This window comes from Kitasatospora sp. NPDC001603 (genome assembly GCF_040298365.1).
Taxonomy (GTDB): Bacteria; Actinomycetota; Actinomycetes; order Streptomycetales; family Streptomycetaceae; genus Kitasatospora.
The window spans coordinates 49,352-62,193 of record NZ_JBEPAA010000028.1 but is presented as its reverse complement, the minus strand read 5'-3'; the positions used below and the strand labels follow the sequence as shown (position 1 = coordinate 62,193).

The 12,842-nt window shown below is 72.1% G+C and carries 12 protein-coding genes and 1 pseudogene; 7 read left to right on the top strand and 6 right to left on the bottom strand.

The features are described 5' to 3' along the window. Positions 1 to 25 precede the first annotated feature (25 nt). Together ABT263_RS19215 and ABT263_RS19210 are read left to right on the top strand one after the other, a co-directional pair. Entirely contained in the window at positions 26 to 583 is a 558-nt protein-coding gene (locus tag ABT263_RS19215; RefSeq protein ID WP_352291540.1) for a hypothetical protein, read from the top strand. Positions 584 to 1,099: 516 nt separating this feature from the next. Next, positions 1,100 to 1,444 (top strand): annotated as a pseudogene (locus tag ABT263_RS19210) (DUF5959 family protein); the annotation flags it as partial. Positions 1,445 to 1,683: 239 nt separating this feature from the next. Here the strand turns inward: ABT263_RS19210 and ABT263_RS19205 are convergent. From ABT263_RS19205 to ABT263_RS19185, 5 genes are all read right to left on the bottom strand, one after another. Beyond that, positions 1,684 to 2,970: an MFS transporter gene (locus ABT263_RS19205; protein WP_352291538.1), complete on the bottom strand. Its 1,287-nt coding sequence runs from the start codon at positions 2,968 to 2,970 to the stop codon at positions 1,684 to 1,686. Next, positions 2,967 to 3,506 carry an ArsR/SmtB family transcription factor gene (locus ABT263_RS19200; RefSeq protein ID WP_352291537.1) on the bottom strand — a complete coding sequence of 180 codons (540 nt, stop codon included), beginning with the start codon at positions 3,504 to 3,506 and terminating at the stop codon, positions 2,967 to 2,969. Before ABT263_RS19200 ends, ABT263_RS19205 begins: the two co-directional genes overlap by 4 nt. 571 nt (positions 3,507 to 4,077) lie before the next feature. Continuing rightward, positions 4,078 to 4,620 (bottom strand): Pycsar system effector family protein, encoded by a 543-nt coding sequence (locus ABT263_RS19195; protein ID WP_352291535.1) that lies wholly within the window; start codon positions 4,618 to 4,620, stop codon positions 4,078 to 4,080. A gap of 162 nt (positions 4,621 to 4,782) precedes the next feature. Next, positions 4,783 to 5,379, bottom strand: coding sequence for an NADPH-dependent F420 reductase (locus ABT263_RS19190; protein ID WP_352291533.1), 597 nt, complete (start codon positions 5,377 to 5,379; stop codon positions 4,783 to 4,785). 119 nt (positions 5,380 to 5,498) lie between these two features. Beyond that, positions 5,499 to 6,320 (bottom strand): 3'(2'),5'-bisphosphate nucleotidase CysQ, encoded by an 822-nt coding sequence (locus tag ABT263_RS19185; protein ID WP_352291532.1) that lies wholly within the window; start codon positions 6,318 to 6,320, stop codon positions 5,499 to 5,501. A 139-nt stretch (positions 6,321 to 6,459) separates the two neighbouring features. On the opposite strand from ABT263_RS19185, the gene ABT263_RS19180 reads away from it, so the two are divergent. The 3 genes from ABT263_RS19180 (at position 6,460) to ABT263_RS19170 (ending at position 10,412) form a co-directional block, all read left to right on the top strand. Beyond that, positions 6,460 to 7,365, top strand: coding sequence for a LysR family transcriptional regulator (locus ABT263_RS19180; RefSeq protein WP_352291531.1), 906 nt, complete (start codon positions 6,460 to 6,462; stop codon positions 7,363 to 7,365). Between the two features lie 122 nt (positions 7,366 to 7,487). Beyond that, positions 7,488 to 8,303, top strand: coding sequence for a class I SAM-dependent methyltransferase (locus ABT263_RS19175; RefSeq protein WP_352291603.1), 816 nt, complete (start codon positions 7,488 to 7,490; stop codon positions 8,301 to 8,303). Positions 8,304 to 8,669: 366 nt separating this feature from the next. Further along, positions 8,670 to 10,412 (top strand): RICIN domain-containing protein, encoded by a 1,743-nt coding sequence (locus tag ABT263_RS19170; protein ID WP_352291530.1) that lies wholly within the window; start codon positions 8,670 to 8,672, stop codon positions 10,410 to 10,412. 340 nt (positions 10,413 to 10,752) lie between these two features. Here the strand turns inward: ABT263_RS19170 and ABT263_RS19165 are convergent, their stop codons facing one another. Further along, the gene (locus ABT263_RS19165) at positions 10,753 to 11,337 is read right to left on the bottom strand and encodes a TetR/AcrR family transcriptional regulator (RefSeq protein ID WP_352291529.1); all 585 of its coding nucleotides are present in this window, start codon (positions 11,335 to 11,337) and stop codon (positions 10,753 to 10,755) included. Positions 11,338 to 11,458: 121 nt separating this feature from the next. Between ABT263_RS19165 and ABT263_RS19160 the strand changes: the two genes are divergently transcribed. Both ABT263_RS19160 and ABT263_RS19155 read left to right on the top strand, forming a co-directional pair. Then, on the top strand, positions 11,459 to 12,247 hold the full coding sequence (locus ABT263_RS19160; RefSeq protein WP_352291528.1) for an SDR family NAD(P)-dependent oxidoreductase: 789 nt from the start codon (positions 11,459 to 11,461) through the stop codon (positions 12,245 to 12,247). A 216-nt stretch (positions 12,248 to 12,463) separates the two neighbouring features. Next, positions 12,464 to 12,697, top strand: coding sequence for a hypothetical protein (locus tag ABT263_RS19155; RefSeq protein WP_352291527.1), 234 nt, complete (start codon positions 12,464 to 12,466; stop codon positions 12,695 to 12,697). Positions 12,698 to 12,842: the final 145 nt, after the last annotated feature.

Genomic DNA, 12,842 nt, shown 5'->3' with positions numbered 1-12,842 from the left:
ATCACAGCAGTCACGAGAGGTGGACATGGGCCAGAAGATCATTCGGTTCTCGGACCTGACCGGCAAGCACGTCGAGAACGACGGCGACCTGGTGCGCGTCGTGGTGCGCCAGCACCCCGACCTGGAGGGCGGGCCAGTCGAGATCGAGGCGCTGGCTGAAGAGCTGGCCCCAGTGGAAGAGCTGGCGCTCGACCTGGTGACGATCGAGCTGCACTTCCCGGACGCCGAGGAGCCGGAGACGGTGGTCCTGGAGGCCGAAGCGTTCAACCGGCTTGCCTCGGCCGCTCCGATGGCCGACGTGCTGCGCGGCGCCAAGCGGGTGGCCCGGACCGTCCCGAGCCAGGCCGCGGTGCCGACGGGCGCCAGGGAGCGGGTCAACTACGCCAGCCTGGAGCACGCCGGTAGGCCGCACAAGGGCCGCACCACCGACGCCGAGAAGCAGCTCGTCCAGCAGCACCTGGACGAGATCAACGCGCGGCTGGTCGCCGAGGGCACCCGGACGATCGACCTGAGCAACGCCGAGCACGTGGCACGGTACGGCCTGGAGGCGCTGGCCCACGAGCGCGGCACAACGCTCGGCTGACCGGGGACCAACCCGCCGCCGGGGCCGGCACAACACCGGGTCTGTATCCGGTCCTGCTCGACCCCGTGGTGACCGGGCTCGGCCGCCGACGCAGCTCGCGCCCGCCTCGTCGGCGGCCGGGTCCGGACCGCTGGTCGGGCCGGCCCCGGCGGCCGTGCGGGTCGCGCAGTGCGACGCCGCGTCGTCGGCCCGGCCGGCAGCGCGCTCGGTCCGCGGGCGCGAGCGCCTCGCGAGTTCTGGGGCCACCCGGCCCGGGGGGCTTGTCGGCGGGGCGGACGGCTGGGCGGATCACCGTCGAAAGCGGTTGCCGGTGGTTTGGGAGAGCATCGGGCGATCAGATGCCTGCCGGTGGCGTGTTGGCAGGCGAGAGCGACTTCGGGTGTGTCGGTGCCATCCGGAATGATGCCCTTGTTCGAGCTCGAGTGAGAGGGCCGCAATGGGCGACGACAAACTGGACGATCTGATCCACCTTGCCGACCCGCCGGGGACGAGCGGTCATGTCGTCGCGTTGCGGGTGCTGAAGCGATCGGATCCGGGGGGGGTGAGCTCCTGGATTGTGAGTTCGTCGTGTCGACGGAGACCGTCACCGGCAGGTTCCCGGTGGGAGTCTCCTCCTTCGACCTGGACCGCTGGGAGGAGGCGCTCATCAGTCTCGCCGGGCACCGGTTCGTCTCGTGGCTGAACTCCGGCCGAACGGTCGAGCTGAGGATCAAGCCGCTCAGTCCCAGCGCGATCGGGGTGTCGATCAGCGACGCCCCGTCCTCGCAGGTGACGGTCAGCCTGCCAATGTCCCCTCCGGCCGGCTGGATCGCGGACCACCAAGCGCGCCTGGTGAAGGCCCGACAGGTCCTCGCGGGCTGACTGGCTCCTGGCCGGCCGTCAGCGGGCGGCGCGGCCTGCTGTTCGGCTCGGGTCCTGATGGCGGCCAGGCGGAAGGAATCTACGTCACCCCCGTACCGGGACCCGACCGGACGCTCACCCTCACCCTGTCCATCCGCGGCGACGGCGTCGGGTACGCCCCGATCTCCGCCCGGCCCACGGCTCAAGGCGGGCAGCAGCGCCGTCGTGCGCCCGACTGGCTCGACGGCCTCCGCGGCGTCCTACACGGCACCCTCGTGAACGAGCTGCCGGGATCCCGGGTGGGCCGGATCTTCGGCCGGGGCGGCGGCGCGCAGTGCCGCCTCGACCTGGCGGTTGCTGGTCAGGGTCGCGGTGACGGCGGTCATGGTGAGGAGGAGACCGGCGGCGGTGTAGAGCGGGGTGCGTACGTCGTAGGTGGTGGCCAGCCAGCCGCCGAGGAAGGCGCCGAACGGGGCGGCGCACATGGAGAGCATGCGGGAGGTCGAGGCGACCCGGCCCATCAGGTGGGCGGGGACGATCGTCTGCCGGAGGGAGGGGGCCAGCACCATCGTGGCGCCCATGCCCGCACCGCAGACGGCGAGCGCGAGGCCGGCGACGTACGGGTTCGGGGCGGCGGCGAGGGCCAGGACGGCAAGCCCTTCGAGGGCGGCCGTGCAGGTCAGCGCGGTGCCGGTGCCGAGCCGTCGGCCGAGGAAGGAGGCGATGCCCGCGCCGAGCAGACCGCCGGTGGCCTCCGCGGTGAGGAGCAGGCCGAAGCCGAAGGCGCCGATGCCGAGGCGGTCGTGCGCGAAGAGGGCGAGCACGGTCTCCACGGCGAGGAAGGCGATGTTCCCGACCGCCGGACGCAGCGCGAGCCCGAGCAGCAGCTGGTTCCGGAAGACGTACGAGGCGCCGTCCCGTGCCTGCCGCAGCAGCGACTCCCGGGCCTGCGGCACGGGCCGCGGCGCGGCGGGCAGCGAGCGTACGAGTAGGGCGGACAACGCGAACGACACCGCGTCGGCGAGCAGCGGAACCGCCCGTCCGAGCGCGAGCAGGGCGCTTCCCGCGGGCGGTCCCGCGAAGCCGGACGCGGCGGTCTGGGCGCCGCGCAGGCGGGAGTTGGCGCGCTCCAGGAGTGCGGGGTCGCGGCCGAGCAGGTCCGGCAGATAGGCGGTGGCGGCCGTGTCGAAGAAGAGTCCGCCGAGGCCGAGCAGGAAGGCGACCGCCGCGAGCAGGGGAACGCTGAGCAGGTCGAGCGCGGCCGCTGCCGCCGGTATCGTCAGGAGCACCGCACGCGCGGCGTCCGTCACCCACATCGTGCGCCGACGGTCCCAGCGGTCCACCAGCGCACCGCCGAGCACCCCGAACAGCAGCCACGGCAGCGTTCCGGCGGCAGTGACGACGGCGAGCGCCATCGGATCCCGCGTCAGCGTCAGCGCGAGCAGTGGCAGCGCGGCGTGCGTCACGCCGTCACCGAGCGAGGACACCGTCTGCGCGGTCCACAGTCGTCCGAACCCCGCCGGCAACTTCCGAAGGTCTGAGGTCACTTGGTGTCTCCTTCGGCCTGCACGCGGGTTGCCGGGTGGAACAGCGCGAAGACGAGCGACACGTCCGGCAGGGACGGATCGGACAGCTCCCGGTACTCGTCCGCCAGCGCTTGCAGCCGCGCCCCCAGCTCCGCGAACTGCTCGTCGGTGAGCCGAAGGTGCGCCATCCGCACGTGCCGCTCGCCGTCCGCCGGCGCCGCCTCCAGGTCCGCCACCGCATGCCGCATCAGCAGGTCCGGCCCGCCCTCGCCCGGATCCGGCAGCACGATCGACCGCGCGGCCATGGCGTAGTACCGCTCGGTGACCCCCCGGACCTTCCGCGTCCGTACCACCTTCACCAGGCCGGCCCGCTCCAGCAGCCGCACGTGGTAGCTGGAGCTCCCCTTCGCGAGGCCCACCCGGTCGGCGATCTGCGTGATCGTCGCGGGCTCGAAGCGGAGCACGGCCATGATCCGGTGCCGCGTGAGGCTGGAGACGGCGCGCAGCTGCTCGTCAGTGGTGACGTGGAACGTCTCGGGAAGATCATCGGTAGGCATGGGTCCAATGGTCAACGTTTCTTGACCATTGGTCAAGGGGTTTCGTCCGCGCGTCCGGGATCGGCTGTGCAGCACGTGGGGCCTTCGCTCCCGCCCTCCCCTCGCCGCCGCGGCGCTCGGGCTCCTTCGGCCCCGTCGCGGGCGCTCAACCAGCCCTCGCCGTCGACGACCGTCGGCCCCAGATCGAAAAGGCCTCCGTGGCCTTCACCTGCACCTTCAACAACCTGGGTGGTTCAACGAACCCCCGATCATCCCCTTCTGTCACAACTCCGGGTTGCGGGGAGGGAACTTGACCTCAAGCCGTTCGGACTCCAGGTCACCGATCCGCCGATGCGGAACGCGATCCGCGTCGGACACGCGCGAGTGTCCTCACCGGCAGACAGAAGCTCGACCACCGGCTCGATGCCCTCACCGAAGCCAGGCCGCCGGACGACGAGACCTCGCCGGACAGCGCGGTAGCCTTCCTTGCACGTGTGTCAGCCCTGGCCGGCAGTCGTGCGGACCGGCATATCGACCTGTGCTGCTGGTACTTCGCGCCCTGACCAGGCTGCCGAGCGGTCGCCGCGGGGCCTCAGGCCAGGGCGGTGACCAGTCGCGCCGCGGCCATGACGACCAGGAGGGCCGCGCCGGCCAGCAGGCACTGCGTCGCACGCTGCATCCTTCTCGCCCTGAGCTGGTGAACGCTGATGCAGCGCCACAGCTCCAGAACCGCGGAGTCGGCCGCCGCCTCGACGCCCTGAGCGGAGAAGCCGGACCGGAACTCCTCCGGAGAACCGAACGCACCCACGGTGTCGCCGTAGCCGAAGGCGATCGGAACCGGGAAGCCGGTCGGCCGCGACATTCCCGGGAGCCGACGGAACCCGGTGAGCACCGAAGCGGCCAGCGCCGCCGAACCCGCGCTCACCACCAGCGCGAGGAGGGCGGCAGCCCCGATCACCGGCGACACGTCCGACGACGTCGCTCCGGAAGCGAACACCACACCCGTGATCACGAGCGCGTCCGCGCTCAGGAGCGTGCCGGCCCGATTCACCAGACCGAGACGCAGTCCGTCCGCCCGCACGAGGTGCCACTGGGCGAGCTGCAGTCTCTCCTCGGCGCGTAACTCCTCGCTCACCGCTCTCCCCCGTCCCCCGTACCGCACCGCGCGGACATCCCCGCCGTGCAACAGACGCTTCCCGCAACACCGCGAGCCCAACCCACCGAACGGGTTGGCGGCACCGCACCGGGACACGGTGCGATGCGGTGCGGTGTGCTCGGGCGGTGCGCTGTGCTCGGCTCAGCGGGCTATCGAGATCGCGAAGGGGGAGAAGCCGTTGGAGCGGATCACGTGCGGTACGAACAGGATCGCGGCCTCCGTGGCGCGGGCGGTCCGGATGCCGCCGAGATCGGTGATCCACTCGTCGTGCCAGCCCAGGTCGTTGAGCAGTTCGCGGACGGTCTGCTTGGCTTGCGGGTCCTCGCCGGAGAGGAAGGCGTCGGGTGCCCGGGTGAGCATGGCCGGTGCGGTCATCACCGGGAAGAGCATGGTGTTGAGGGTCTTGACGACGTGCGTTTCGGGGAGCGCTTCCTGGAGTTGCTCGGCGAGGCTCGACCCGGGGTGGAGCAGTTCGCCCGGCAGCCCGTCCGGTCCGTCCGCGGTGGCGTTGGAGACGTCGACGAGGATCTTGCCCCGGAGTTCCTCGCGCAGGGCGGTGAGCCGCTCCAGCGAGCCGTCGCCCGGGGTGGCGTTGATGACGATCCGGGCCGTGCGGGCCGCGTCGGCGGCGGCGCCCGGCGTGCGGTCCGCCGCGGTCACCTCGTGTCCGGCCCGGGTGAGGGCGGTGGCCAGGTTGCCGCCGACGCGGCCGTTGCCGAGAACTGCGATCGTGGTCATGGGGAGGGGGTCCTTCCGTTCGTACGGGATCGTGGTGGTCGTGGTGCGGGGGTGGTCGCGGCGCGGGTGGTCGTGGCGCGGGTGGTCGTGGCGCGGGTGGTCGTGGCGCGGGGGTGCGCTCAGCGCGAGAGCGTGGTGACGGCCTGGGCGTGGACGCCGGGCGCGGCGGCCAGGAAGCTCTCGCTCAGCGGGGTCCAGGGGCGGCCCTGGGCGTCGGAGATCCGGCCGCCGGCCTCGGTGACGAGCAGCGACCCGGGCAGCAGGTCCGCCCGGGCGCCGGCGAACTGCCAGAAGGCGTCGATCCGGCCGGCGGCCACGTTCACCAGGTGCAGGGTCGCGGGCACGGCGGTGCGGACGACCAGCGCGTCGAAGAGCATCGCGGTGATGGAGGAGCCGACGCGCCGCACGACCTCCTCGTTCTCGTCCGGCCGGGCCTGGCTGGTGGCCACGATGCCCAGGCCGAGGTCCGCGGTCGGGGAGACGTGCAGCGGCCGGCCGTCGAGGTGCGCGCCCGCGCCGGCGAGCGCGGTGTAGGTCTCGCCGGTCAACGGCAGGTGGACCACGGTGAGCACCGGCCGGTTCTCGCGTACCAGGGTGGCGGTCACCGCCCAGTCCGGCAGGGCGTGCAGGTGGTTGACGTTGCCCTCGGCCGGGTCGACGACCCACCACTCGCCGGGCGGCAGCGCCCCGCCGTCCAGCTCGTCCTCCACCCACCCGGCCTCCGGGCGCAGCTGCGTGAGGCGGGGGCGCAGGATGTCGAGGGCCGTGTCGTCGTTGGCGGCGAGCGCGTGCATCAGCTCCTCGCGGGTCCGGTAGTGGACCACGGCACCGAAGCGTGCGAGCAGCGCGGAGCCGGCCTCGCGCACGGCGATCGCGACCTGGGCGAGCAGGTCGGCGTCGGCGGCGGCGACGGCGGTGGTGTTCTGAAGCATCGCGGACATGGCGGAACTTCCTTTCCCAGCGGGGGTGATGAGGGCCGGTCGGGCCGAGCGGTCCGTTGCGTCCCGCGCTCACATCTCGAAGGTAGACAGCCCAGCCATTAACTACAACTGCATGTCAAGCACGGCTAGGATTACTCCCATGCAACTGGATCTGAATCTGCTCGCCGCGCTCGACGCACTGCTGGAGGAGGGCAGCGTGGCCGGGGCGGCCGCGCGCCTGCACGTCACCGCCCCCGCGATGAGCCGGAGCCTGGGCCGGATCCGCCGTACGACCGGGGACCAGATCCTGGTACGCACCGGCCGCACGATGACCCCGACGCCGTACGCGATCGCCGTCCGGGAACAGGTGCACGAGCTGTTGCACCAGGTCCAGGGGGTGCTGGCGCCGAGCCGTGAACTCGACCTGACGACACTGGAGCGCACCTTCACCCTCCGCTGGCACGACTCCCTGGTCTCCGCGAGCGGCCCCGCCCTGCTCGCCGCCGTCCGCGCGCAGGCACCGGGCGTGCGCCTGCGCTTCCTCGCCGAATCGAGCGGCGACACCCCCGGGCTGCGACGCGGCGAGGTCGACCTGGAGGCGAACGCCAACCGCCCGGCCGCACCGGACATCCGTGCCGAGAACCTGGGCGCGACCCCCCTCGTCATCATCGTGCGGCACGGACACCCCCTCACCCGCGTCGAAGCCGTCACCGCACAGCACTACGCCGCCGCCGAACACATCACCGTCTCGCGACGCGGAAACCTCGCCAACGCCCTCGACGACGCCCTCGCCCGGCTCGGCCTCAGCCGCCGCGTCGTGGCGAGCGCGCCGACGGAAGCGGCCGCGCTGGAGTTCGCCCGCGGCTCCGACGTCCTGGTCAGCGTCCCGGAAGCCACCACACGCACCGCGGTCACCGAGCTCGGCCTGGTCGCCCTAGCCCTGCCCCTCGAACTTCCCTCGGCACCGGTCTACCTGTCGTGGCATCAGCGCCACGACAGCGACCACGCGCACGCCTGGCTGCGCGGGCTGGCACGGACCGCGCTGGCCGCCTGCGCCGCGCCGTAGCCGGCACGGTCCGGGCCGCTCCACCCGCATGAGCTACCTGGTTCCCTCCACCCGACCCCTTGGAGCCGGTCATCTAGGCTGGCGCGGTGACTGATGAGCGGGAGCGGGCGCAGCCGTCGGGAGTGTGGGCCACGGCGGTGGGGGTGGCCAGGGTGCGAGCGCTGGAGACCGCGCGGGAGAACGCGCTGTTCCGCGACCCACTGGCCCGGGCCTTCGCCGCCGCCGGCGGCCTGTGGCCCCCCTCGCCGCCGCTGCCCGACGACGAGGCCGCGCGGCGCCGCCGGCTGGCCGTGTCGTACTCCATCGTCATCAGGACGAAGTTCCTCGACGACCTGCTGCGGCAGGCCTGCGCGTCCGGGATCCGGCAGGTCGTGCTGCTCGGTGCCGGCATGGACAGCCGGGCCTTCCGGATGGACTGGCCCGAGGGCACCCGGCTGTTCGAGGTCGACACCGCCGCGCCACTGGACTTCAAGGCTTCGGTGCTGCGCCAGGAGCGGGCCGTCGCACGCTGCGATCGGATCACCGTCGCGGTGGATCTGCGCGAGGACTGGCCGGGCGCGCTGGCCGCCGCAGGGCACGATCCGGCCGCGCCGACGGTGTGGATCGCCGAGGGACTGCTGATCTACCTGCCCGAGGGCGCGGTGGAGCTGTTGCTGGACCGGATCGGCGCACGGTCGGCGGCGGGCAGCCGGATGGGGCTGACCTTGGGTTCGCGTGGCGTGATCGAGCGCTTCGGCGCGGACGCCGCGCCGGGGTCGGCGGCGTCCCTGTGGGTCTCGGAGATGCCCGACGACCCGGTGCGCTGGCTGGCCGGGCACGGCTGGGAGGCCGACTGCCACACGCTTCGCGAGTGCGGTACCGCCTACGGCCGCCCGATCAGCACCCCGCCGCGGCGCGAGGAACGACCCGGCGGACTGATCTCGGCGGTCCGCCGGTAGGGCGCCGCCGGGTCTTTCACCGCGGCTGAACCGCCGCGGAATCGCTGCCGGTTGGTGCCGAATCGCGGCCGATCGCGGCTGCCGTCGAACGAGTGCTTCGGCCTGCCGGGCGACAGGTCCGGCGGATACCGATGTGGCGCGCATCCGGTGAGGGTGTCACCGGATGCGCGCCGGTCACGTCCTGATGCGGCAACGCTCGGCGTGGATCCGCGGCGTGCGGTGCGCGAAGTACGGGCACGGAGAACCGTTCATCGACATGTCTTGAACGTGTACGAGACGTGGATCACATGAGGGAAGGTCACATTCCGCCCGGCCCGGTGTGCCCGGTAGGTGAGCATGGCATGGACACCTCATAGGAAGGCCGAGATGAAGCTCTCTTTCAGGCGCGCCGGACGACTCCTGTCCGTCCCGTTCACCGTCACCGCCCTGCTGGGCCCGGCCCTCGCCCTGGCCGCGACCCCGGCCGCGGCGACCTCCGCCAAGGCGGCCACCGCCGCGGCCGCGACGGACGCCTACACGTTCACCAACGGCGACGGCACCCTCAACGCCACGGGCAACAACGACGGGAACCAGATCTCCGTCACGCCGGACGGCACCAACTACCAGAACTTCCGCCTCATCAAGCTGGGAACCCCCGGCCAGTTCAACATCGCCAGTACGTCGTCCGGGAAGTGCGTCTACGCCACCCAGCCGGCCACCCAGAAGTCCTGCGGCCAGGACGGCGAACAGTGGCACTTCCGCCCGGTGGACGGCAAGCCCAACTCCTTCGGGATCGTCCGCCGCGACGACGCCAGCGGCACCGAGTGGTGCATGGACAACCGGGGCGGCCTGCACCTGTGGGGGATCCTGGCGCAGCCCAACGTCTGCAACGGCAGCGCGGCCCAGGAGTGGAGGGTGCCCGCGGCGAAGGCGGCCGAAGCCAGGAGCCTGGCGCTGGACTACTACGCCGACCTGTGTGCCAGGAAGACCGCCACCTGCTCGTGGACGGAGAAGTCCGAGGGGCAGCCCGAGGTCCTGCCCCGCCAGCCCGCCTCGTCGGTCTGGTACAACGACACCGCCGACAAGGTGACGCAGGTCTTCACCACGATCTACCACTCGGGCTGGTCGCAGTCGTTCGGTGTGGGCCTGTCCTCCTCGGTCGGGGTGTCCGTCCCGGTCCAGGCCATGGTCTCCACCCAGCTGCAGACGACCACGACCTACGAGTCCGACCAGTCGACCATCAACGGCATCGCGGTGACCGTTCCCGCCAAGAACTACGGATGGGTCGACTTCGCGGCCGTCGGCAAGAAGGTCACGGGAACGTGGACCTTCGACACCGACAACCAGCCGTGGACGACCGACGCGACCGTGACCGTCCCGGTCATCAACTCCACGGCCGGCTCCACGATGTACGTCGCCCACACCAGCCCGGACCAGCCGGGCACCACGAGCGTGACGAGCGCTGACGCGCCGGCGCTGACCATGGCCGCCAAGGCCTCGTTCACCCCGGACCTCCCCGACGGCACCACGGTGTCGCAGGACGGCCCGAACACGGTGAAGCTCGTCGACACCGCCACCGGGGCCAGGATCGGCACGATCAAGCCGAGTGCCGTCGTGGACACCAAAGGGACCACTCACCCGGTCAGTCTGACCGTCTCCGGCAACGTCATCACGCAGACCATCGAGAACGCTCCCGGCGACACCATCGACGGCTCCATGACCATGCCGTCCGTCAGCTACAACACCACCACCACCGCTCCGGCCGCCAAGACCGGCGGCCTCGCGACCGGCGGTGCCACGACCGCCGGTGTCACGACCGCCGGTGTCACGACCGCCGCCTTCACGACCACCTCCGCGAAGTCGACCGTGCGCCCCGCGTTCTGGCCGATTCCCGACCGCGAGCACCCGAAGAACTCGGACGAGTGGAACAAGTGCATGGCCAAGGAGCTGGGCAAGAGCATGGTGGAAGGCGCAGCCAAGGCCGCCCTGCTGGGTGCCCTGCGAGGCGGCCAGCTCGGCGCCGCCGCGGGCCCCGAGGGAGCGGCGGCGGGGGCCGCCCTGGGGATGCTGACCGGCACCGTCACCGGGCTGGGCAAGGCGTACTACGTCTGCGGTACCGACCCGGGCTGATCCGCACGTACACCACACGCGGATGCCACCTGCCGACCGACCTCGTCGGCGAGCAGCGGGCAGGCCGACACCGGGTCGGCTCTCGGAGACGACTTGGCGCCGCCCGTCGCCGTGGAGGCGCAGCCGCCCGAGTAGTACGGCCTACCGCCTGCCACGTCGACCCGCCGCCACCGGTCGACTCGTCGAAGTCCCCTTCAACCACAGCTGGTTGAAGGGGACTTCGCGCACCGAACCGCCCGGGTGGCGCTACGCCCACGGCGCGAAGGGACCGCCGGCTGTCGACGCGCGCTGGGATCGAGGCCGGACGGCCGCCCCTCCCGGCCGGCCCGAGCGGCGTGCTCTACGCGGGAGCCGTCCCGACCCCGTGCAGGAGGGTGTCGACCACGCGTGCGGCCAGCCGGTCCACGGCGCCGATGTCGACGGCCTTCCGCCCCTCTTCGGCCGCCTCGTGGATCAGGGCGTAGTAGACCCTGCGGGCCCACTCCAGGTCGGTGTCCGCGGACAGCAGGCCGGTCTCCTGCGCGCGACGGAAGAGCTGATCGCACTGGGCCAGGACGTCGGCCTGCACGCGCGCGGTCTCGGGGTCGGACGGAGCGCTCCGGCTCATCGCGAAGCTCCAACCGATCTTCACCTGAAGGACGTTGGCGGTCACCTGGTGCAGGGCGACCAGTGGCGGGGAGGTGAGCGGGCGGGCGGCCTCCACGGCCTGGTGGAACCGCTCGGTCGCCCAGGCCGCCAGCGCCTCGACCAGCGCCTCGCGGCTGGCGAAGCGCCGGTGCACGGTGGTGCGGGCCACCCCGGCCGCCGCCGCGATCTGCTCCATGGTCGCCGCCGGATCGGCGGCCAGGACGCGTTCGGCCGCCTCCAGGATCGCCCGCACCGTCCGCTCGGCATCGGCGCGCAGGGCGCGCCCTCTCGTCTCCATGGACCAGACAGTACATCGGGGACGCCGGTCACGACCTACTTGCATCATTAATGTTGCATCTATTAGCTTGATGGCGTCATTCAAGTCGCGACTCATACATCGCCCCGACAGGAGCACCTCCATGGACCTGCAGCTGACGAACACCACCGCCGTGGTCACCGGCGCGAGCCGCGGCATCGGACTGGCCACCGTCCGAGCGCTCACCGCCGAGGGCGTTCGCGTGGTGGCCGCCGCCCGCACCATCACCCCGGAGCTGAAGGAGACCGGCGCCCTAGCCATATCGGTGGACCTGCTGGCCCCCGACGCCCCCGCCCGGCTGATCGACCACGCCACCGCCGAACTCGGCGACCTCGACCTGCTCGTCAACAACGTCGGCGGCGGCGACGGCGGAGCGGGCCAGACCGGCGGCTTCCTCTCCTTCACCGACCAGCAGTGGCAACAGTCCTTCGACCTGAACTTCCTCGCCGCCGTACGGACCAGCCGGGCGGCACTGCCCAGCCTGCTGCGCCGCCGCGGCGCCCTGGTCAACATCTCCTCCAACGGCGCCCGGATGCCGCACGCCGGGCCGGTCCCCTACACCACCGCGAAGGCCGCCCTGACCGCCTTCGGCAAGGCACTGGCCGAGGAGTTCGGACCGCAGGGCGTGCGCGTCAACACCATCTCGCCGGGCCCGGTACGCACCGCGATGTGGGAGAGCCCGGACGGCTACGGCGCGGAGCTGGCCCGCTCCATGGGAGTCACCCAGGAACAGCTGCTGGCTGGGCTCCCGGCCGCGATGGGCATGACCACCGGCCGCCTGCTGGAACCCTCCGAGGTCGCCACGGCCGTCGCCTACCTCGCCTCGCCGCTGGCGGCCGGAATGTCCGGCGCCGACCTGCTGATCGACGGCGGATCCGTCAAGACCACCTGATCGGATTCGATCACGCCGATCCACCGGACTTGAAGCGACGGACGGCGCCGAGCGCGCCCTCGGCGCCGTCCGGGCGCTGACGGTCGTGCGCGGGTACTGCGCGGCCGACCCCGTGGATTTGGCACCGCGCCAGGGCCGCAGAAGAAGCCACCGCCGGAAGGCTTGACGCCGGCCGTGCGACGCGGTGCCATGAGTCCGGACGGAGGGGGGCACGCGGTGGCCGAGAAGGACAGCGACGCCGAGGGCCGGAGCGACCAGGAAGACGGCGACGGCGACCGGCTCAATCAACCGGACCGGCCAAAAGGCCCGTATCGCCCTGGCTTTGAGGACACCTTCTGGTTGGTGCTGCTCGGGCTGATCGTGGCGGTCCTCTTCCTGGTCGGCCTCCTGTCCTCATTGGGCGGTGACGCCGGACCGGCGAACCAGGACTGGAACTCCGGCTGGCACTGAGCAGAAGGGCCGCGAGGGTCACGGGCGCACCGGCCGCGCCCGACTCGCGGTCTCCCCAGTACGGCCGGCTCACAGGCGTCGATCCTCAGCACGGCAACGACGTGAGGTCGAGTCTTCCGTCCCGGACAGGTGATCCGCTGGTCGG